Raw genomic sequence first — 21,313 nt, 5'->3', positions numbered from 1 at the left:
TCGCTCGCCCCCTTCTTTCATCCTAGCTATCAAGTAATCAGCCACTTCTACTTCTGCTTTTACTCCACCACGAGAAACTCTTCTTCTGCTTCCAGCCGCCTTCTTCTCGCTCGTGCCCCTGTCCTTCTTCCTCTTTATCAAATTCGGAGAGTAATTCTTTCTGCTTCTTGCTCAATTTCGTCGGCGTCACCACCTTCACCCGCACTACAAGGTTCCCCCTGCCGTAGCCCTTCAAATCAGGCATGCCCTTGTTCTTCAGCCGGAAGTTCGTGCCTGATTGCGTACCCGCGGGGATTTTTATTCGCGCACCGTCGCCATCGATCGTGCTTATCTCGATCTCATCGCCGAATGCCGCTTGAGCAAAGCGAACCGGAACTTCACAGAACAGATCCGCCCCCGCTCGTTTGAAGAAGTCATGCTCTCGTACATGCATTATCACATACAAATCGCCCGGAGGGCCGCCTCGTTCCCCTGCGCCGCCTTCTCCTGCCACCCGCAATCGACTCCCGGTATCCACGCCCGAGGGGATCTTCACCGTGATTTGCTTCGTTACTCTAACCTTACCGGAGCCATTACAATTCCCGCACGGCTTCGTTATCACCTGACCGCGACCGTCACAGCTCGGGCAGGCCGAGATGGAAATGAACTGCGCGAAGCCTTGTCTCTGCGCTCTTTGCACCTGCCCGGACCCGCCGCACGCGGTACATGTCTCCAATCCGCCTGAACTCGCTCCCGTACCGCTACAGGAGGTGCAGCGCTCGTTCTTCGTGATGCTTATCTCCTTCTCCAAACCTTTCGCTGCTTCCTCAAGCTCTATTCCAAGATCATATCGAATGTCGCTCCCCCGTTCTGGCTTATAACGCTCTTCTGCGCGTGTATAGCCGCGGCCTCCGCCGCCAAAGAAGACGTCAAATGGAGAAGAACCCGCTCCGGCTCGCGTAGCTCTACTGCCACCGAATCCGAAATTGCCGCCAAACAGATCCCTGATCAGATCGCCAAAGATATCCTCTATGTCGCTGCTTCTCGTGAAATTAGACCACGTAAATCCGCCAGGGCCGAAATCAACGCCCGCATGTCCGAGTCGATCGTAATTTACACGCTTCTGCGGATCTGATAGCACTTCATAAGCCTCGGAAAGCTCTTTAAACTTCTCCTCAGCCTCTTTTGGGTTATCCTTATTCAAATCGGGATGATGCTTCTTCGCTAATCTCCGATACGCACGCCTAATATCATCCTTCGATGCTTCTCTCTCCACACCTAAAACAGTGTAGTAATCTCGCTTCTCTGCCAATTTCAGCTATGCCTCGCTATCTAAATTCTATCTATCATCGTATGGTATAAAGTTTTTAACCGCCGCCCAAGGTTCACTTAATAATTCGTTCGCTCCACTGGAAATATGCGCAAGCACCCTATGTATTTATATATAACCTCCAATAATGTTTCACTTATTCACTGAAGGGGGAGAAGGCGTGAAAGAAGAAGTGAAGGTGCGGGTGGAAGTAACAATTGGGGGGCGAGAGATAACCGTAATGGAGAAAATAGCTTACTCCGTAGCCGAAGCACTTGGCCCTCGTGCGATAAAAGAGGTCGAAAATTTCTTGGTGAACGAACGTTTATCGCTCTCCACCGATTATCCCTACGATTTGGAAAGCGACGATCTCACCATAAAAGAGCGATTGGTCGGATTTTTACGCTTTGATGAACGCGCACCTCAGGGGTGGTTCACATCTTCACAGGTACGAAAAATATACGAAGAGGTATTCGATGAGAATGTGCGACTGAGCACCATCTCCACCTATCTGGCAAGTCTGCATTCTGACGGCACATTAGAGCGGAAAGGGAGCAGAGCGAAGAGAAGTTACCTGTTGCGTGCTACAGACCACGCAAAAGCAGCAAGCGCAGTAGTATAAAGTAGTACAGTACGTAGCCTGCTGTATATCTATCGCGTGCGTCAGAAATCACCGTCAAACTTGTGGATCTAAAATCCGCTTTATCTCTTCTTTAAACGTTCCCAAAGAGCCCTCGTTCTTTACCACCTTATCTGCTTTTTCCATCGCTTCGCCCATTCCCCACCCCTTCTCTCGTTCCTCTCGCTCTTTGAATTCTTTGAGTGTTAACGCGTCGTCAGCCCGGCCACGTGCTTTTATCCGTTCGTAGCGCCGAATAAGCGGGGTATCAATCCTGACAAGCGTGAAATCGGGGCCGAACTCCTTCTTGAAGCTTTCTACCTCTGCCGTGCCTCTTATCCCATCGATTACGACAACGGTCTTTTTCGCTTCGCCCCCCACTCTATCCAGTACGGCTCTTATACGTGGGATGCACCGCTTGGCGATTGCATCGAGTCCTTCCCGCTCACGCAGCTCAGTTGCAAGTCTGCCCGCATTATCGTCACTTAACGGCAGACCTTGCCTCTTTAGCTCTTCTCGTATCACGTCTCCCATCGTGATGATCGGGAGGTCCATATCCTTTGCTACTAAAGCAGCCACAGTCTTCCCCGCTGCGGGCGCGCCGACAAATGCTAATACCTGTATCTCTCGCGCAGCCACTTCTCCGCAGCACCTCTCGCAAGCCTTCGCTCTATGGAGGCATAGAAGACGTTTACAACACAGAGTAACTCGCCTTTTCCAACCTTACCATCAGTTACGGGGAGAAAAATAACCTCTTTAAGAGTCCTCCGTTCCTCAACACTCATTGGCGCTCCCACAAATGCGATCGAAGCAACTATACCAAGGGCATGTCGCATTATGGGGCAAGGTAGGACTATCGCCTTCCTGGGCACCTCTACTTCTTCTATCTTTATGGTAACGAGTTCATTCTTCTTCACTTTTATGTCTTCCTTTGCAATGAGCATCTCCCATTCGCCGTGCGGGCCGACAGTGAAACCGTAGCTGAAAGCCTCTGTCACCTGCCGCTCTATTTCGCCGCCGATTTTGTCCTTCCAGTAAACGTGTTCTATTCTTGCCATGTTCTTGAATTATACCACAAACACTTATTTAAGTTTTCTCCTCTAGACGTTCTAACTGCTCATCCCAATACGCGTCCATCGCCCTTGATTCTTCGGAATCCTCGAATACAAGCTCGGTTTCTTCCGCTTTCGAGATAACACCGATGTAATGCCACATAATACTCTGCCATTCGTTCTCCGTCAGCCCCCGACCAATCGCCTCTTCGATAACTTCACGCCTCAGCACAAGTCTCTCATCGCCCCGTATCCGGATCAGCATACCGAAGCAGACGAACGTCGCATTGCTCTCCTCGTTATCTTTACACAATGCTCTTGCAGCAAGCACGTTTGGCGGGATCGCATCAAGAAAAACGCTTACCATCTTTCTTTATTCCCTCCATAAATCACTTCCTCGCCAGCTGCTCTGGTTCTAATTCTCACTTCCTTCAGGTGCCCGGTTTGATAAGCACCTGCAGCAAGTTCTTTCAGTTCATCGTTTGTGAACGCGTCAGCTTCTCTTATCACTCCTTCTGGAACGAGTTCCGGTCGTCCCTGTTGTATGACATACGGGCAATTTGCGGCACCCGCCTCTTCGAGCTCCATTGCGATCCGTTTCACTTCCTCCAAGCCAATGAAATTTTTGAAGACCGTTGTTACTATTTCGAGATCAATAGCCGAATGAATGCAAACCTCAAGCGTACTTTCCACCCGCTCTGCCACCCCCGACGCTCTTGCTATTTCTTCATAAAGCGTCTCATCCGCCAGTGGCGCCTTAATGTCAAGGAAGATCTTATCGATGAGGTTACTCTTGAGCATAGCTTCGACTGCCTGGGGATAAAAACCGCAGGTCTGCGCCGCAACGAGCAGCGCGTGCTTCTTGGCAAATCGCGCAATCGCCTCTACTGCGTGTGGTTGCATGAACGGTTCGCCGCCCGATAGCACCACCGCGTCGATAAAATCTTTGTTCTTGGTTATCTCCGCTTCTAGCTCTTCCGCGTCAACCGAGTTCGCCACTCCCAGGAGTTGAGAATTCTGGCAATAAATGCATCGGAGCGGGCAGCCACTGAGAAATATCACCATCGCGGCTTTTCCGCGCCAGTCAATGGTAGAGAAGGGGACGATCCCGCCAAGGTTTACGGTTGCCATACGTTAGTTAGAGTAGAGTTAGTTAGAAGTACTCGCCCACCAACTCGATCGCACGTGCAATGAGTTCCGCGCATTTGTCAAGGTCTTGCAAGCTTAACGACTCTACGGGCGTGTGGATATACCGAGTCGGGATGCTTACGATGCCGGTAGGTATGCCGCTTTTCGTGAGATGTATTATGCTTGCGTCGGTATTGCCGCCATCCGCCACGCTGAGCTGATATTCGATATCGCAACGAGCTGCGGTCTCTTTCAGCCACGTCAGTACCGAAAGGGGCGTTATAATGCCACGACCGGAGGCGTCGGAAACGGTAATTACCGGGCCTTTGCCTACTTCGACCGGTGCATCCTTCTTCTCCATTCCCGGATGCCCGCCGGCTACGTCAACATCGGTCGCAAGTGCCACGTCAGGACTGAGCGCATACGCGGTAGTTCGCGCTCCTTTCAGCCCTACCTCTTCCTGCACTGTTCCTACTGCGTAGACCTCGAATTCGGTTTTTGTCCGTTTCAATGCCTCTATCATCACGGCAACGCCTGCACGGTTGTCAAGTGCCTTGCAAGAAGCCCTATCATTTCCGAGACTGACAAAGTGCCGGTCGATAGTAACCGGCGTGCCGATGGATATCCCCATCTGCTCCACTTCTTCTCTGCTACGAGCGCCCACATCGATGAACATGTCTTCCACTTTGATGACCTTCTCGCGCTCCTCCTTCTTCATTACATGCGGTGGCTTCGAGCCGATAACGCCGTACAAACCGCCGCCCTCCGCGTGCACAATCACCCGCTGATTGAGCAGCGTTTGGGCGAACCAGCCGCCAATGGGTGAGAACGTAATGAACCCCTCATCATTTATATGCTTCACCATAAGTCCGATCTCATCGATGTGCGCAGCAACCATAACAGATGGTTTCTTACCGTGCTTCGTGGCTATCAGATTCCCTAACTGGTCGATTGTTATTTCGTCCACATACTCTTCTAACTCGGCCTCGATTATCGCCCTTATCTCGCCTTCGTAGCCCGAAAGGCCATGTGCCTCTGCCAGTTTCTTCAGCAGTTCTTTCAGTTCAGACATTTTGAAAAATCCCGCCTCCCGGATTTGAACCGGGGACAGCACGGTATCCGCGCGCGGTAATAAGATCTTCGGGAGGTGATCTAAAACGCCACACTACAGCCGCGCACTCTTCCAGTCTGAGTTAAGGCGGGATGTTAGATAGATATATGGCGGTTAAATATAAATGTAGTTCGTGATCGTGAGAAGTCCGTGGCAGTGCCGAGTTGCATGCGCACACACCCGGTGTAAACTTCCAGTTGGTTTCTTAGCTGCGTGGTAGTTCGGTCAACACTGCAACCTCCACCGGTTCCCCTTCTTCTATTATCTCCTTACCCTTTGCCATGAAGAGGTAGCCATCGGCTTTTGACAGCGTTGTAATCGCGCCCGAACCGGTGAGAATAGGATAAGCGAGGAATGCCGCTTCTTCCGCATTTTCCGTCGGACCGATAGTGACAAGCACGTATTCATTTCGGCCTTTATCGGAGAAGATCCGCATTGCAGCCTTTGCTTTTATTCCTTTTCCCGCTCTTCGCTTTGCTTCCTCATAGTCCCGGGCACGCCCTGATAGCACGCGAAGCAGCGGCGCGACGAAAAGATTGAAAGTGATCAATGCAGATGTCGGATTCCCGGGCAAGCCAAAGAAAGGCTTCCCTTGAATCGTCCCGAAGATGAAGGGCTTTCCGGGTTTGATGTCAACGCCGTGTACGAGAATCTCGCCCCGCTCTTCTACCACCTTTGGCAACAGGTCACCAACGCCGGCGGAAGTCCCTCCTGAGACAATAATAACGTCAACACCCTTTTCCAACGACTCCCCTAGCTTTCCTGATATCTCCTCGATATCGTCACGTACTATGCCGAGGAAATACGGTGTGCAACCGCATTCACGGACCGAATCGCTGAGGGTCTGGGCATTAACGTCATAGATCTTCGCGGGTTCGAGCGTTTCACCAGGTGCTGTGAGCTCATTGCCCGTGGACGTGAGCGCGACCGTCGGCTTTCTGCGGGCCATAACTTCGTTGAGCCCGCATGCAGCCAGGACTCCGGTATCACGCGGTGTGAGCGTCGTGCCGCGCCGTATTAGTTGCTCTCCTCGCTTTATATCAGAGCCAACACGCATGATATTCTCGCCTGGAGCGACGGGTTTGTAAATCTTTACCTTCGTTCGCTCTTCGCCTTCTATAACCTCGGTATACTCGGCGGTGTTCTCTACTTTCACCGTAGCGTTCGCGCCTTTGGGCAGCGGGGCTCCGGTCGATATGCCACTGCAATAGCCTGGCTCTACGGACTGTTTTGGTAACTCGCCCGCAAAGATTAACCCGTTTACAATCAAGGAAGCGGGATTATCCTCATCGGCATAGAAGGTGTCTGAAGCTACAACTGCGTAGCCGTCCATGATCGCCCGATCAAACGGAGGAACATCAAGCGCTGAGAAGACAGCGACAGCAGCAACTCTACCGAGCGCCTCGGCTACGTTCACCTTTTCTACCGCTGCGTCTGCTTTTGCTCGTGCCGTTGCTACTTCTGCGGCAACGCGCGCGATTATCGCATCGACTTCCCGCTTCTCGGTTATCTCTAAGAACTGCTCCCCCATCAAACTCGCTTAAAGAGAAAGGTTGATCGAAGAAAAAAGCTTCGGTCTCTTATTCCGATCTCTCCTTGGTCTCTTCTTTATCCTTGGAACGTGCCTCAGAGCGGTATCCCAGCGCATCGAGCATCTCTATCGGGAACGGAATGATAACTGTGGTGGCCTTCTCCTCCGTCGCCTCCTTTATCGTTTGGAGCGTTCGAATGAACATCCCGCCTTTTTCTTTTTGCAGGACGCTCGCAGCTTCTGCAACTTTCTTCGCCGCCTGGAACTCGGCATCTGCGGAGATAATTCGTGCTCTTTTATTCCGCTCTGCTTCTGCCTGTGCCGCCATTGCACGCTGCATCTCTTTTGGCAGTTCAACGTCCTTTATCTCCACTGAAGAGACCTTTATGCCCCAAGGGTCTGTTGCTTCGTCTATTATGACCTGCAATCGTTTATTGATCTTGTCTCGCTCGGAGAGTATTTCGTCCAGCTCCGCCTGACCGATCACACCCCTTATTGTGGTCAGAGCGATTTGCGAGGTGGCATACTGGTATTGCTCTACCTCAGTTACCGCCTTCTCGGGATCAAGCACGCGGTAATAAACGACAGCATTCACTCTCGCAGTGACGTTATCTTTGGTTATGACCTCTTGCGGGGGTATATCAAAGACAGATACACGCAAGTCTATCTTCACCATGGACTCGAATACGGGTATGATCAAGAACAGCCCTGGCCCCCTCGCGCCGACCAGACGTCCAAGCCTGAAGATTACACCCCGCTCATATTCCTTCACTACCTTTACCGACGATGCCAATACGAGCACTGCAAAAAATAAAACTCCAATAAGCCATTCATAAGCCATTTTTTATTTCAGCACCTCCTCCACTTCCATGCTATGCTATATAACTCCATTCTATTCCTTCATTATTAATAGTTTACACCGTACAGTAACACTATGAAGACAGAAATGACCGTGCCAGCAAAGCATAAGAATGGCGTAAAGCAGCATTACAAATGCGCAGTACTCACGATCAGCACCTCGAAATACTGGAAGCGCGAAAGAGGAGAGGAAGAGATCGACGATTTGTCAGGCGAAAGCGCACAGGAACTCGTGCGAGAAAACGGGCACGAGGTGGTATACTATCAAGTGCTGCCCGATGAGGAGGACAAAATAGCCGAAGGTATCGTAAACGCTTTGCGCACTGGTGCTGATTTCATTATCACGTCCGGCGGCACGGGCTTGACGACACACGACGTTACCATAGAGGTTGTCTCGAAGCTGCTGACGAAGGAGATAACGGGCTTCGGCGAGCTCTTCAGGCTGAAGAGTTATGATGAGATAGGCACGGCAGCAGTATTAAGCCGTGCGATCGGTGGTGTGATCGATCAAAAAGCGATCTTCTGCCTGCCCGGCTCGCCCGCAGCAGTGCAATTAGCGCTCCAAGAGATAATCATGCCTGAGATCGCGCATATACTGAAGCATGTAAAGGAATAATTAAAAAACCCGATGGGGTCGGTGCGATTCGAACGCACGATCGGCGAGTCTGGAGCCCGCTGCCCTTCCGGACTAGGCCACGACCCCTTCTTTTACATCCTACTGTATGTTAGACTGGGTATTAAAATAATTACTGATCTGTACTGATAACCTCACCGCAAATTTCCCTCATCTTCGTCTCGCCCTCGCGTGGCCCCCGCATGATGAGCAGATCGCCATTTCGTATCACTGCACTGCCCGCGGGGTTATACACCCATTTGCCGTCCTTTCGCCGAATTGCCAGTATGAACATCCCCGTTCGCGTCTCTATTCTCAACTCCTTGAGCGTCTTGTCAAAGATATCCTCGTTCTTCACTCCCATCCGCAGGATGATCTCGTCGGACTCTTCGATCGAGGCTGAAAAGACCGGATGCAAGGGGAGATCACGCAACACCACGTCGGCGATCTCGTACGCTGCGTCCGATAGTATTTCCGAAGACCACGCGATATGCAATAAGCCCCGGAACTCCGCGAAATTGCTCCGTTTCGTTACCCCGCGCGCCGCCTCTATCACTAAGATCTCCAGCTCTTCCTTCATCCGATCCATTGACTCTTCCATGTCTCGCACTTCCTGCGCTATCTCTTTGCTGTAAAACCTTACGGCGGAATACGAGAGCCCCACCATCAGCTCTGACATATTCTTCATATCCGCAATGAGATCTGCGATTTCTTCGGTGAGTTTCTTCCCTTTTATCCCTTCTTCTCGCTCCTCCTTCTCCCAGCCTTTGTACTCCTTACCCGTTGCAAATTTACAAAACGCCGGTATTCCCTCGGTCGGGCCTGAAGTGATGATTAGGTCGTTTTCCCGCAATTGCTCCTCTTTATCCGGCGAATAAATCCACTTCGAGCCCCTTTTCATCGCTAATACGTGCATCCCTGTCTCGGTTTCGAGCTTCAAGCTCTTCAGCGACTTATTCTTTAAGACAGACGTGGGCTTAATCGTTACATTGAGTATCGCTTCCTCGAAATCCTCACGATCGAGATAGTCGGTGATATTGACCGAGGTGGCTATCTTTGCGATGTCGCTAGCCGCATTCGAGATCTTCTCCGCCGCCGAGGCGATCTGTAATATCCCCGCGAATTCTATTGCATCCTCTACGTTCCGCGCCCCCAGCATGATCGCGATTCTCAATTTATACAAGAGCGAATGCATCGTCTGCTCCAATTTAAACACTTCGTTCGCGATCTCCGGGCTGCTGTACAGAACTGCGGAATACGCGAGGTCCAGCATCGACCCTGAGATGTCCTTCATCTCCACGAGCACTTCTTTCGCATTAAAAGCCCGTATCTCATCCTTCAAATCTTCGGTCATTTTCTTGGTTTTTGTTCTTCATACCCCCACTACGAAAGGGTTACCTCAGCTCCTAAATCACGCATAACCTTAAAGAAGCCAGGATAAGAGATATTAACGCACTCAGTACCCTCAACGACCGTTTCACCTCTGGTTGCAAGCGCCGCGATACACAACGACATCGCCAATCGGTGATCATCGTGTGAATAGACCTTCGCCCCCGCGGTTAAGCCCTTCTCTTTCCGCCCTTCTATCAACAACCCGTCCTCTCGCTCTTTTACTCGCACGCCCAGCTTCGGCAGCTCCTCTGCCAAGAACCGCAACCGATCGGTCTCTTTATATCTGAGATGCGCAACACTGGTTATCTCCGTCGTGCCACTCGCAACGGCAGCTAAAACCGCGATTGTCGGCACTAAATCCGGATTCTCACGCATATCTACCGTGATTCCACTCAGACCCGTAGATTCAGCTCCGTTTACCTCCACAACCCCGCTCTCCCGGTCCCAGCGTATAATCGCACCCATATCCTTTAACAGCTCCACGATCCGGGAATCGCCCTGCGCTGAGGGAAACAGGTTCCTTACCTTCAGCTTTGAATCCGTAATTGCAGCTGCGGCTAAGAGATACGAGGCGGACGAGAAATCGCCCGGCACCGTAAACCTGCGTAAATCATAACTCCGCCCACCTTCCACGTGGAAATAATAATCTTGTGAACCGCTCGAAGTAGAAAAAGAAACCCCAACACCTGCCTGCTCTAAGACCTCGGTTGTCATTCTCATATAAGGTACTGAGCTAAGATTGTTCGCCTGAATATAAGAATCTTTCGGTGCAAGCGGGCAGGCGATGAGCAGTGCGGAAATGAACTGTGAACTGATGGATGCGTCTATCGCAGTCTCTCCACCGGTTAATCGGCCTTTTACGACTAATGGCGCGGTGCCGTCTCCTTTTGTAGAGTGTGCCTCTGCACCGAGATCGTTCAAGGCGTTCAGTAACGGCAAATTCGGCCGCTTACTCAATGACGCATCGCCGGTGAGCACGGTCTCACCTTCGCATAGCGCGGACACGGCAGTAAAGAACCGTAAAGTCGTGCCTGAGTTCTCAGCATTGATTACCTCCTCGGGTGTGACGGGACTACCTTCAACACCATCCAATTTTATTTTCGGCCCGTATCCGTCACGATCTACCGTTACCGTCGCGCCTACGCATCTCGCTGCGTTAATGGTCGCTTCGGTATCTCCTGAGAGAAGCGGATAGGAAATCTCACTTTCCCTCGCCAGCGAGGCTATCGTTATGGCTCTATGCGTATAGCTCTTCGAGGGTGGCGCGATTATTTCGCCTTCGATCCCTGACCTTCGCACCGTTACGTTCATAGCTCAAAAACAATACCGCTGCGATCCGCGGTTACGTTCATTCCAACGATTTTCTGCACATTCGCGACTGGAAGCCGTGATAAATGGAAAAACCCTCGACGATCCGGGTCTCTTGCTTCGCGTCAAAGGAGACATCCGCGGAATACAATGCGTTGGGTGATTCCCGTCCCACGACGCGTGCAACACCCTTCTTCAGCCTCATAAAGACTGTGCCGGTCACCCGTTCCTGCGTCTTGTCCACAAAGGCATTAAGATCGTCATAAAGCGGATCCATCACCAAACCCTGGTAGACCAGCTCACTCCAGGTCTGATCAACACAGTCTTTGAACTTCAGCTCGGTTCTCGTGAGAACGAGTCGTTCGAGGTCGCGATGCGCCTCCAGCAATATCGTAGCGGCGGGATGCTCGTAATTCTCACGCGCCTTGAAGCCCAGAACGCGATCTTCGATAATATCCGTTCGGCCAACACCGTGCTTGCCGCCCATCCTGTTCAACTCTTTAATGAGCGTTACACCGTCCATCCTCTTCCCGTTCAACGCGACCGGAATTCCACGCTCAAAGCCGATTTTTACAATTTCAGCATCATCAGGCGCGTCATCCTGGGAAAGGGTCCATTGGAAGATCTCTTCAGGCGGTAAAAAGGCAGGATCTTCTAATTCGCTGCCCTCGATGCTTCTGCTCCAGATATTCTCATCGATGCTCCAGCGCTTCTCCGCGCCAAACGCAATGCCGTGCTCCGCTGCGTACTTCTTCTCCTCTTCGCGCGTTAAACTCATCTCTCGTACCGGTGCGATGACGTCCAGGTCCGTAGCCCTGAATACCGCATCAAATCTGAGTTGATCGTTGCCCTTGCCGGTGCAGCCATGCGCGACCGCCTCGGCGTTCTCCTCTTTCGCTACTTCCACTACTTTCTTCGCTATCAACGGTCTCGCAATCGCCGTGCCCAGCACATAGCCCTCATAACTCCCGTTCGCTTTGATCAATCGGAAGATGTAATCGCGCACAAACTCGTCCTTGGCATCAACGAGCCTGAACGAGTCCCCGAGCTTCTCGCCACGCTCCACACCCTCTTTTATATCGGCTTCCGGCTGGCCTACGTCTACCAGTACCGCGATCACTTCATCGTAGCCGTACTGCTCTCTCAGCAATGGAATGCAGACCGATGTGTCCAATCCTCCTGAATAGGCAAGCACTACTTTCTTCATTTCGCCCTCTTATAGTTCGCCTCTTTCATATCCACGACAAAAGATTCTCCTGTTAAATGACATAATAAGTTCGCTTTTTCCACGTCAAGCCGCCCTGCTTCCTTCCAGAATTCGTCCTTCACTGCCACTGCCACTACGCCCCCCATTATCCAGATATGGTCGCCCAATTCAACGGTAGTTTCAAGTGTGCACTCCATCCATGCGAGTGCTTCTTTTATCCTCGGCGGCTTTACTACCTTCGCTTGTGCTTCTGTTAACCCCGCATGTGTTATCTCGTTATCCTCGTACGGGTAGTCAGTTTCAAGAATATGCAAGATTCCCGCGAGGTCTTTTCCCACCACGTTCACCACGAACTCGCCGTTCGCCTGGATGTTCCGCCACGTATCGTGCGCGGGGTTGCACGAGAAGCCATATAGCGGCGGATCGAAGCTTATTGGCGAATTGAAACTGAAAGGAGCTGCATTCGCGATCCCTTGTTCTGAGATTGTTGTAATAACTACTACTGTCCGAACAAGCAATTTCGGGAATGCTTTTCTTTCAAGCTCCATCTTTCAACACCCTGTCAGTATTCCAATCCACTTAATTAAACCCTAAATTCGCGCGCGGGGTTATAAGCTTTCTGTTATTTCCCTTCCTCAGAAAATTTATCTGATAAAAAGCCGCAAATTAGGCAGCCACCAACTCTTCGCCTCTATCAATAACGATCCTACACGGTGTCGGCAGCTTATAGCTCGCCCGTCTCAGAGCTTCCTTCGCCTGATCCACATTGTCCTCCTCGACCGCGACGGTGAGCATCTTCTGCCCACGCTTCACCCTCGCTGCCGTTCCGACCGCTCGCCCAAACGCATGTCGCATGCCGCTCGATACACGATCTGCTCCTGCTCCGGTCGCCAATTTGTTCTCCCGCAGCACGTGGTGCGGATACAGCCGAATCTTCAACTGAAAATTCTTTCGCCCCACACCCTTCACCAGATACCGATTCGCGAATATCCGTGCGGCTTCCAGCGCATTGTGCCGTACCTGACACGCCTCCTTTGCAACTAAGGAGAGAGAGACCGGAAACTCCGCACTGGAATTGCCCATGTCGAAAATGGTAATCTTGCTTCCCGGAACTCCACCCATATATTTCCGTCGCACATATGCAGGTCCTGTTACTTTCGTGTACATCCGAGCTGGCTTTCTACTCATGGTTTCTTATTATTCCATCTAAGTTCCTGTTTAAAAACCTTTTTTCAAGATGAGCGAGGGATAGCCCAAGTACGGAACTCGCGCTTTCGCTACCGCAACCACCCATTCAGGCTTCACCGGGTCCACGCCCAGCATTGGCTGGTCATAGCCGGAATTGTTATCGCCCTTCGTTATGTAGCCGGCGTGCGGTGCGGGCTTGCCATTAGGCATTGCTTCTCCTTGCTCCACCCAATACATCGCCCGGTGTATTATCGGCGTTGCGGACGAGAGCCCATTCGGGCGGTATATAATCACGTTACCATAATTGTTGAAGGTTGTATAATCGAGCTGCTGCCCCTCCTCGTAGGTTGTGATAGTCGTGCGGTGCGGTGCTTGCACGAAGATCAGATCGCCCACCTGCATATTCGGCTCCATGCTCCCTGACTCGACCGCAAAGCCTATATGCCACGAGCCCGTAGCTACGTATGCTATAGAAACGATAAGAGCGACGATTACCAGCGCCTCCACCAGGCTCTTCCCCAGTTCGATCAATGCTTTCTTCATCTGCCTTCTCCCAACTTCCGGTTCCTCGGTCGTGATAATCATGTAGACCCCAGTAATAAAATAAGAATAGCTCTCGCTTCCAGCTTCCACTCTCGAACCTGACTGACGTTCAATCGAACTCATTGAACCAGAACGTTCCAAAAAGTTTATTACGCTTTGGTTCCGTTAACAATTCAATTTAACTACGTACGAAACGAAAGATGAACGCTGCCACCGGATTTGTCTATCACGAGGATTATTTGCGACACGACACGGGGTATCACGGAGAGTATGAACCACACATCGATACGGGGTATCATCCTGAGAGCGCAGAACGGCTGATAAGCATAATGCGCGGTATGGAAGAGCGCAATCTAACGAAGAAGATAGAAAGGATACACCCCGTGCGAGCCTCACGCGAGCAAATAGAATACGTGCATACGCCCGCTTATGTGCAGAAAGTAGAAGCGCTCTGTAAAAGCGGCGGTGGCATGCTCGACCCCGACACGCCTTTGTGCAGTGCTACGTACGATATAGCGTTACTTGCCGCGGGCGGCTTGATAAAAGCGGTAGACGAGGTAATGGATGAATCGAACGAGCTGCGGCGTATATTCGCGCTGGTTCGGCCACCAGGGCATCATGCTAACTCGACTAGAGGCCGAGGTTTCTGCATATTTAACAACGTTGCGATTGCTGCTGAACAATTAAAGCGGGAATACGGGGCTAAACGCATTTTGATTGCTGACTGGGATGTGCACCACGGCAATGGCACGCAGGAAGTGTTCTTCGAGGACCCTTCGGTCTTGTATTTCTCCATACATCAATATCCGCACTATCCCGGCACCGGCTGGATAAATGAAGTAGGTAAAGGCGACGGCACGGGATTCACCGTTAACGTCCCGCTGCCTATCGGTACGGACGATGCAGGCTATCTATATGCATTCACCAGCATTTTAGTTCCGATAGCACGAGAGTTTCGACCGGAAGTTGTGCTCGTATCATCGGGTTTTGATGCGCATGTTGCCGACCCGTTGGCCTCAATGGCCGTGACATCTCAGGGGTTTGGATTGTTTACGGACGTGATAATGGCGATAGCGAACGAGCTGTGTAAAGGACGGATTGTGATGACATTAGAAGGAGGATACGATCTGAACGCGATCGCGGAATCCGTTCTCGCTGTTTTCAATTCGCTCATCGCCGATAATGGGGATTTGAGGAACCGCATAATCGGTCCGAATGAGCGGGTGATGACCCGGATAGCGGAGATTAAGACAGTCCAAAAGGTTTATTGGAATTTATGATGAGGATTTAGACCATTGTAAATCGGCGGAGGAGTGAAGGAGGAGTCTCAGAAATGAAGGATGATGAGGTGGATGTAAGCAAAAAGGAAGGATGCGGAATCGCGGGTATCGCGCTAACCAACGGAGATGTCGCCTTGCCCATCTATTATGCACTCTACGCGTTGCAACATCGGGGGCAGGAATCTGCAGGTATAGGCGTGAGTAGCGGTGCAAACGCAGAGATAGAAAACGATATACCAAGAACAGAGCAGGATATAAGTCTGATAAAGGCTATGGGGTACGTTTATGAAGTGTTCTCGCCAAAACGATTAGAATCGCTGAAGGGCTCTATTGGCATCGGCCATGTTCGGTATTCCACGGTAGGTGCGTCAAAAGCCGAGAATACCGAACCTCTGCTCGTCAATTACAAGAACGGAAAGATGGCTATAGCGCTGAACGGTAGTCTGGTCAACGCGGAGGCGTTACGACGCTCGTTAGAGAAGGAGGGTCGGATATTTCATTCTGATACCGACACGGAGGTGATAGCACAGCTCCTGGCGAAGGAATTGATGCGACGTAATCCAATAGAAGCAATCAAGGAAGTGATGAAATGCGTGATAGGGTCCTATTCGTTGGTTATTCTGATGAATAATACGGTGATAGCCGTGAGGGACCCGTTGGGCATTAAACCGCTGTGCTTCGGCGAGTTGAAAGATGGAAATGGCGGAGCTAATTCCGGGTACATAATAGCCTCAGAAAGTCCTGCGATTGATACGTTAGGCGGGACTTTACTACGCGATGTGCGACCCGGTGAAGTATTGATGATTAACCCCCAGCAGGGCTTACCGAGTCGTGTAACTACGCCCAAAAACGCTGTTACGTTCGATTCTCAGCAGTTATACCGCGGGATTACCAGCGCCCATTGTGTTTTTGAATATGTCTATTTCGCGAGGCCGGATTCCGTATTAGACGGACGATTGGTCTACAACGTGCGGTTGAAGATAGGAGAGCGCCTAGCAGAGGAGCACGGCGTGGACGCGGACATTGTATCACCCGTACCGGATTCCGGCATAACGTACGCTATCGGCTACGCGAAACGCTCAGGACTCGATTATATGGAGGGTTTTATAAAGAACCGCTACGTAGGCCGGACGTTTATCATGCCGGAACAAACGTCTCGTGATCTTGCCGTGCGACTGAAATTAAACGTCGTGCGAGCGAACGTAGAGGGGAAGCGGGTTGTGCTGGTGGATGACAGCATCGTCCGGGGGACCACCTCGAGGAGAATCGTGGACTATTTGAAGAAGAAAGGCGCAACGGAAGTACATCTGCGAATCGGGAGCTCGCCCATAATAGCGCCGTGCTACCTTGGCATTGACACGCCGACGCGGAAGGATTTAGTAGCCTGGGAGAGGAGCCTCGATGAGATAGCGGCATTTTTAAACGCCGATTCGGTACGGTATGTAAGCATGGAAGGATTGATGGATGCCGTGGGTATAGACGCAAACAATCTGTGCCTCGGCTGTCTCACTGGTAAGTATCCCGTGGAAATACCGGGTGAAACGTGCATAGCGCGACAGTTGAGACTGACGCAATTCGAGCGATAGCTTTATACCCTATAAGTGAATAATGCTAGAGTAGAGGGGGAGAAGAGTGGGGTCTAAAACTACGATACTTATCATTTGTGTAGACCGCGATAATGACATCGGAGAGAAAGCAGGTTTAGAGACGCCCATTATAGGCAGAGAGGCGCTTTTATCCGCGGCAACGAAGTTGGCTCTCGCTGATTCCGAAGAGTCGGACATCAATGCGATATTTGAAGCGGTTCGAATTTATGAACGACTGAACGCAAGCGAGGAAGACGCAGAGGTGGAAGTCGTCTTAATCGCAGGCGATAAGATTGTTGGCGTAGAGTCTGATAGGAGAATAGGACAACGACTTGATGAGGTTCTCTCCAAATTCGAGGCTAAATCTGCGATTCTCGTGAGTGATGGTGCAGAGGACGAATGGATTATCCCCATTATCCAGTCGCGCGTGCGGATTGACTCTGTCCGGCGAGTGGTGGTAAAGCAGAGTGAACCTTTGGAGAACACGTTTTATGTGTTCAAGCGGTTGTTAGAGGATCCAAAGTTTTCGCACACCTTTTTGCCACCAATAGGTCTTATCATGTTCCTGTTAGCCGTTTCGCTACTGCTCAATCTCTCAGGTAAAGCGCTGGGACTTATCATAGGGGTCGTAGGAATTTACATCCTGCTCAGAGGATTAGGGCGTGAAAACTTGATAATAAATCTCGTTGACAGCATGAAACAGTCCTTATACGGTGGTAAGATATCGTTTATTACGTACATCGTTGCGCTTGTGCTTTTCTTAGCAGGCACCTTCCAAGGCATTATGGGCTATACCGAGGTGGAACCCGAGCTAGACGAACAGATCTTAGTGGGTATCGTGTACTTCATCAAGTTCAGCATATGGTGGTACGTTGGAGCTGCACTCGCGCCGCTCATTGGCAAGATGATGAGTATGCTGATAGAAGGCGAAAAAATAGTGAGACACTGGGCCATTCTATTCTCTATAATTGCCTCGGGGCTGATTCTGTGGGGCGGGAGCGACGCCATCATCTGGTTATACAAAGGTATTTCTCCTATAGGGTACCTGACGCTCTTCTCCTCCATCCTCGGCGCTGTTTTTATATCCTTTATAGGCGTGAAGATTTCGTTGTATATGAAAGGTACGACAATAAAAGACGAAAATGAGGGCGATGACAAGATAATAGAGACCGAGTAGCGTGTAATTCATACGCCCGAACGACCATCAATTCACACCGATTATCCCAGTGTGCGATCGGTTCACGATATTACGAAATGTTTGATAGGTATGTATTATTAAAATTAGAAACTTATATATATTACGTCAGGCATTATTTATTACAGAATGTAAGATGGAAGCGGAGGGAAACGAGATGGATGCGTACTTGGCAGCACGGTCTTATGAGCGTGAGGCGCGAGAAGAAGAGAAGAAGAGCAGTTATGAGGGTGCAATCGCACTGTGGAGAAGATATGCTGAGATAAAGGAGAGTAAGGGCAGCTACTTCTTGTGTATGTACGGCTATTTCAATGCCGCTCGGATTTGCGATACGATCCAGCGCTGGAAGGACGCAGCAGAGCTTTTTGAGCGTTCATCCGCGTTCGCTGAGCGGCTCGGGGAGCGTTCACTATGGGCGTTCTTTATGAATATGGCATGTCAGATGCATGAGAAGGCGGGGGACTATGAGGCTTGTAAGGACCGTTACGAGACCATTGGTAATTTCTTCTTTGCGCAGGATAACTTCTTCGGAGCCGCCGACGCGTACGAACATGCCGCGGAGGTTATGTCGCTCGCCGGTGAAGACATCTCGGATTATGACGTGCCCGCAGACGCGTGGCAAAAGAACTATGAATACTGGAAAGAGCAAGGCGAGATGGACGACGCCGAGTGGAGTTTAAAGCGAATAGACACGTATCGCACCATCCAAAACAAAGTTTAAAATTTGAACTCGAGTAGGTAGGCCACAATCCCGAACACGGACGGGCTATTTAACAACGGCCTCATCGATTAGCGTATCGAATTTGAGCTTCTTATCCCAGCCCGTACGCTCAAAGATGTTCATGAACCCCACGCCGATAACTTTCGGTTTCTTCTCTCCAGATAGCTCTTCAATCAAACGAGTGACATCCTCTGGTTCACAGCCAAACTTAGGCATCGCCAGCCCACCAAGTACGACAACGGCATCAGGTTTTTTCGGATCCGCCTTTTCGTCTATAACGCTATACCCTATGTGCTCTATCTCCTTTATCTTCCTTGCCTCATTCGCATCCGCTCTCGGCACATATACCATCTTAAAACCACGATCTCTTACCGTGTACGCGAGCAATTCGATGAAAGGTGTGCATACCGCTACTGAACCTGTAAACACCACTTTAGATCCATACTTTAGGTCTGCTATGCTGTTTCTAAATGCTCCCGTGAAATCCACTATCCCGTTTCTCTCTCTCATTTCCTCCCCGGTTATCGCACGTGTGTTTATATCCTCGATTAGCCTGGAAAGGACAAGAACCATAGGATTTAATTTCTCATATTCGTTTATGAGTTCACAGCACGTGTTTTTCACTTTTGCGTTCTCTATCCTATCCAAGTTTTCCGAGAGGAGTGCAATCACCGGTTTTATGTTATCCTCGAAAAACCGCCTCGAAAACGTGCCAAACGCGTCAGTTAACGAGGTATTAACAAAATAACGCTTATCTCCACCCATAGAGGTTTCATTAATCATATTCGCCATCTTCAATTTCTGCACGTTTATGGCGATCAATCCGCTGCTGTAGCCCGTGCCTTCCTCTATTTCCTTCTGTGATACGGGACAGGAATGGAGCAGTATCCAGCCCCAGACACGCCACACCGATTCTCCTAATTCCCATTGCCCCCCTATTTTCGATAGCGCTTCCAACACTTCCAGCATTGCCTCTTCGCTCATTTTTCACCTTTTTTTCATAGTTATTACTAAATTTAATTTAAATACTGTGCAAATGTTACCGGCACAATTGCGTTTGTGGATCTAAGTCACGTATCCCCTCGAGGGATCCAGTCATGGATATATTTCTGGTTGTTCAGATTTTGTTTACAATAAGGGCAGAATTTCCACGAGGCCGCGATCGAGGAATTACAGCTCGGGCATTTTTTAACCCCGATATCCGATCCACAGTGAGGGCATACATTCCAGTTCTGATCGAGATTGCTACTGCAAGAAGGGCATTTGTAAACCCTGCCATTATTATTCGTTATGCCGACTCGTGCTAAATACGCTTTGATTCGCTCATCTATCTCCTCTTTTTGTGGGGGCTTCTCGAATACCTGTTTGATGCTCAATGCAGGATATGCCTTCATATACGCCTCTTTGAGCCGGTTTACCGTTGCTCTCATGTACGCGCTATCATACGGAAGCTTATGCCCCAGCATCTCTTCTACGTAATCCGGAGGAACACCTTGATCCCGAAGGAGTGTGGAGAACGAGGCACGTAAGGCGTGTATTCCCGCAGTGTTTATTGTTCGCCCTTTCTCTTCTTCGCTTATCAGCCCTGCCTTCAGTGCTACTGCCTGCATCGCTCTGTTAATCCCACTTTCATACGCCCTCACACGCTCCTTCCTGCGGCGGTTGGATTCTGATATGAAGAGGGGAGAATCTCTCTTTATGTCTTCGGGATCCAGATATCGCGACCCTTTTTTCCTCAACTTGATATAACAGCTTAATGAATCTATCGCGTCTTCCCCTAAGAAGGTATAATATTCTATCCCCTCTTTCTCTCGCATGAGATGGAGCGTGAGTGGAACTTCACCCTTTTCTAAACCCTCAGCCACATCACCATAGTTCAGCGTGATAAGTTCTTTCATCCCCAGCCCGCCTTGGAACGCGCACAGGATGATCGTTCTGTCCCGTAACCGCTCACAGACCGCTATCATCCGCTTCACATCCTGTGCCGATAGGAACTTTCTGAAGTTCTCTTTTAGTTTTCGTGGTGTTGGCAAGTGCAAATTTCCAATGGAAATCTCGTTCTCTTTGTAAAATACCCGTATATCCTCAATGATCCGTCCCGCTGATCGTGGTGCCAGTCCCCTTTCCCCTTTTCTCTTCCCTCCTTTTTCGGGTATTAGGTAGTCAGTCCGGAGCCAGTCATAAAACTCTTTTAGCTTCAGCTCTGTATCCTTCACGCCTACTCGTTTCGCTTCTTCTATCAGTTCGCCAGGGCTTCGCGCTCTCCAATTGCAGTATAACTTTATCAGTCGTGCGCGGTTTTCCCTGATTTTCCTGCCTCTTCCGACGAGGGTTACCCGTACCTCTTTGGTGTCGCTAAAGGCATCATCGTCTCTTTCGAGTTCTGCTTTCGCTTCTACCCAGTCCACGTCAATCGCTTTCTCAGTCACCTTCTCCATCACCTATATGGATATCTGCCTGTATAAAAAGGATTGGGTGAACAATGCTGCGATGCAACAGATCTGGGATGATATGAGAAGAACCGTCATGCTCGGATTGGATGACGCGCACGCGATTCTGGAGACGAGATTGGGTAAGGAAGTCACACCCGATACCATAAACAACTACATGGAAGTGGTGAACCACGCGTTACCGGGTGGTGCAACCATCCAGGAGCACATGGTGGAGACCAAACCCGCACTCGTCTCGGATTC

23 protein-coding genes and 2 tRNA genes are annotated in these 21,313 nt (G+C 50.4%); 7 read left to right on the top strand and 18 right to left on the bottom strand.

Annotated elements, in window-relative coordinates; genetic code table 11:
* Window positions 1-37: 37 nt before the first annotated feature.
* Complete coding sequence (gene dnaJ / locus JW878_08680) at window positions 38-1,291, bottom strand: molecular chaperone DnaJ (protein MBN1763129.1); 1,254 nt, start codon at window positions 1,289-1,291, stop codon at window positions 38-40.
* Between the two features lie 178 nt (window positions 1,292-1,469).
* Here dnaJ and JW878_08675 point away from each other — a divergent pair, with 178 nt between their 5' ends.
* Complete coding sequence (locus tag JW878_08675) at window positions 1,470-1,910, top strand: hypothetical protein (protein MBN1763128.1); 441 nt, start codon at window positions 1,470-1,472, stop codon at window positions 1,908-1,910.
* Window positions 1,911-1,964: 54 nt separating this feature from the next.
* On the opposite strand, the gene fliE is transcribed toward JW878_08675, so the two are convergent.
* The 8 genes from fliE to JW878_08635 all read right to left on the bottom strand — a co-directional run bounded on the left by fliE (window position 1,965) and on the right by JW878_08635 (window position 7,570).
* Window positions 1,965-2,531 (bottom strand): flagellar hook-basal body complex protein FliE, encoded by a 567-nt coding sequence (gene fliE, locus JW878_08670; protein ID MBN1763127.1) that lies wholly within the window; start codon window positions 2,529-2,531, stop codon window positions 1,965-1,967.
* Window positions 2,519-2,965: a DUF22 domain-containing protein gene (locus JW878_08665; protein MBN1763126.1), complete on the bottom strand. Its 447-nt coding sequence runs from the start codon at window positions 2,963-2,965 to the stop codon at window positions 2,519-2,521. Before JW878_08665 ends, fliE begins: the two co-directional genes overlap by 13 nt.
* Window positions 2,966-2,993: 28 nt before the next feature.
* Complete coding sequence (locus JW878_08660; GenBank protein MBN1763125.1) at window positions 2,994-3,326, bottom strand: MmoB/DmpM family protein; 333 nt, start codon at window positions 3,324-3,326, stop codon at window positions 2,994-2,996.
* Window positions 3,320-4,090 carry an anaerobic ribonucleoside-triphosphate reductase activating protein gene (locus JW878_08655; GenBank protein ID MBN1763124.1) on the bottom strand — a complete coding sequence of 257 codons (771 nt, stop codon included), beginning with the start codon at window positions 4,088-4,090 and terminating at the stop codon, window positions 3,320-3,322. The genes JW878_08660 and JW878_08655 overlap by 7 nt, the downstream gene beginning before the upstream one ends.
* A 22-nt stretch (window positions 4,091-4,112) precedes the next feature.
* Window positions 4,113-5,159: a M42 family metallopeptidase gene (locus JW878_08650; protein ID MBN1763123.1), complete on the bottom strand. Its 1,047-nt coding sequence runs from the start codon at window positions 5,157-5,159 to the stop codon at window positions 4,113-4,115.
* Window positions 5,160-5,168: 9 nt separating this feature from the next.
* Window positions 5,169-5,290 (bottom strand) — tRNA-Tyr (locus JW878_08645).
* Window positions 5,291-5,403: 113 nt separating this feature from the next.
* Entirely contained in the window at window positions 5,404-6,729 is a 1,326-nt protein-coding gene (locus JW878_08640; protein ID MBN1763122.1) for a molybdopterin molybdenumtransferase MoeA, read from the bottom strand.
* A gap of 49 nt (window positions 6,730-6,778) precedes the next feature.
* Complete coding sequence (locus JW878_08635) at window positions 6,779-7,570, bottom strand: slipin family protein (GenBank protein MBN1763121.1); 792 nt, start codon at window positions 7,568-7,570, stop codon at window positions 6,779-6,781.
* A 105-nt stretch (window positions 7,571-7,675) separates the two neighbouring features.
* Here JW878_08635 and JW878_08630 point away from each other — a divergent pair, with 105 nt between their 5' ends.
* Window positions 7,676-8,203 (top strand): MogA/MoaB family molybdenum cofactor biosynthesis protein, encoded by a 528-nt coding sequence (locus tag JW878_08630; protein ID MBN1763120.1) that lies wholly within the window; start codon window positions 7,676-7,678, stop codon window positions 8,201-8,203.
* Between the two features lie 13 nt (window positions 8,204-8,216).
* Here JW878_08630 and JW878_08625 read toward each other — a convergent pair.
* The 7 genes from JW878_08625 to JW878_08595 all read right to left on the bottom strand — a co-directional run bounded on the left by JW878_08625 (window position 8,217) and on the right by JW878_08595 (window position 13,838).
* Window positions 8,217-8,290: transfer RNA gene (locus JW878_08625), tRNA-Trp, on the bottom strand.
* A gap of 43 nt (window positions 8,291-8,333) precedes the next feature.
* On the bottom strand, window positions 8,334-9,554 hold the full coding sequence (locus tag JW878_08620) for a potassium channel protein (GenBank protein ID MBN1763119.1): 1,221 nt from the start codon (window positions 9,552-9,554) through the stop codon (window positions 8,334-8,336).
* A gap of 29 nt (window positions 9,555-9,583) precedes the next feature.
* The gene (gene aroA, locus JW878_08615; protein ID MBN1763118.1) at window positions 9,584-10,903 is read right to left on the bottom strand and encodes a 3-phosphoshikimate 1-carboxyvinyltransferase; all 1,320 of its coding nucleotides are present in this window, start codon (window positions 10,901-10,903) and stop codon (window positions 9,584-9,586) included.
* Between the two features lie 37 nt (window positions 10,904-10,940).
* The gene (locus tag JW878_08610) at window positions 10,941-12,107 is read right to left on the bottom strand and encodes an argininosuccinate synthase (protein MBN1763117.1); all 1,167 of its coding nucleotides are present in this window, start codon (window positions 12,105-12,107) and stop codon (window positions 10,941-10,943) included.
* A complete protein-coding gene (locus tag JW878_08605; GenBank protein ID MBN1763116.1) occupies window positions 12,104-12,655 on the bottom strand; it encodes a flavin reductase family protein in 552 nt (183 codons plus the stop codon). Before JW878_08605 ends, JW878_08610 begins: the two co-directional genes overlap by 4 nt.
* A 118-nt stretch (window positions 12,656-12,773) precedes the next feature.
* Window positions 12,774-13,295 carry a 50S ribosomal protein L16 gene (locus tag JW878_08600; GenBank protein ID MBN1763115.1) on the bottom strand — a complete coding sequence of 174 codons (522 nt, stop codon included), beginning with the start codon at window positions 13,293-13,295 and terminating at the stop codon, window positions 12,774-12,776.
* Between the two features lie 30 nt (window positions 13,296-13,325).
* The gene (locus JW878_08595; GenBank protein MBN1763114.1) at window positions 13,326-13,838 is read right to left on the bottom strand and encodes a signal peptidase I; all 513 of its coding nucleotides are present in this window, start codon (window positions 13,836-13,838) and stop codon (window positions 13,326-13,328) included.
* A 200-nt stretch (window positions 13,839-14,038) separates the two neighbouring features.
* Between JW878_08595 and JW878_08590 the strand changes: the two genes are divergently transcribed.
* The 4 genes from JW878_08590 (at window position 14,039) to JW878_08575 (ending at window position 18,620) form a co-directional block, all read left to right on the top strand.
* The gene (locus JW878_08590; GenBank protein ID MBN1763113.1) at window positions 14,039-15,118 is read left to right on the top strand and encodes a histone deacetylase; all 1,080 of its coding nucleotides are present in this window, start codon (window positions 14,039-14,041) and stop codon (window positions 15,116-15,118) included.
* Window positions 15,119-15,171: 53 nt separating this feature from the next.
* Window positions 15,172-16,704 (top strand): amidophosphoribosyltransferase, encoded by a 1,533-nt coding sequence (gene purF, locus JW878_08585; protein MBN1763112.1) that lies wholly within the window; start codon window positions 15,172-15,174, stop codon window positions 16,702-16,704.
* A gap of 46 nt (window positions 16,705-16,750) precedes the next feature.
* The gene (locus tag JW878_08580) at window positions 16,751-17,881 is read left to right on the top strand and encodes a DUF373 family protein (GenBank protein ID MBN1763111.1); all 1,131 of its coding nucleotides are present in this window, start codon (window positions 16,751-16,753) and stop codon (window positions 17,879-17,881) included.
* A gap of 154 nt (window positions 17,882-18,035) precedes the next feature.
* A complete protein-coding gene (locus JW878_08575) occupies window positions 18,036-18,620 on the top strand; it encodes a hypothetical protein (protein MBN1763110.1) in 585 nt (194 codons plus the stop codon).
* 45 nt (window positions 18,621-18,665) lie between these two features.
* Here the strand turns inward: JW878_08575 and JW878_08570 are convergent, their stop codons facing one another.
* Together JW878_08570 and JW878_08565 are read right to left on the bottom strand one after the other, a co-directional pair.
* On the bottom strand, window positions 18,666-19,130 hold the full coding sequence (locus JW878_08570; GenBank protein MBN1763109.1) for a DUF2124 family protein: 465 nt from the start codon (window positions 19,128-19,130) through the stop codon (window positions 18,666-18,668).
* 560 nt (window positions 19,131-19,690) lie between these two features.
* Window positions 19,691-21,058 carry a tyrosine-type recombinase/integrase gene (locus tag JW878_08565; protein ID MBN1763108.1) on the bottom strand — a complete coding sequence of 456 codons (1,368 nt, stop codon included), beginning with the start codon at window positions 21,056-21,058 and terminating at the stop codon, window positions 19,691-19,693.
* 7 nt (window positions 21,059-21,065) lie between these two features.
* Here JW878_08565 and JW878_08560 point away from each other — a divergent pair.
* Window positions 21,066-21,313, top strand: a 248-nt coding sequence (locus tag JW878_08560) for a hypothetical protein (GenBank protein ID MBN1763107.1), incomplete at its 3' end; no start/stop codon positions are given.

This window comes from Methanomicrobia archaeon, assembly GCA_016930255.1.
GTDB lineage: Archaea > Halobacteriota > Syntropharchaeia > Alkanophagales > Methanospirareceae > JACGMN01.
This window is presented reverse-complemented; position numbering and strand designations above follow the sequence as displayed.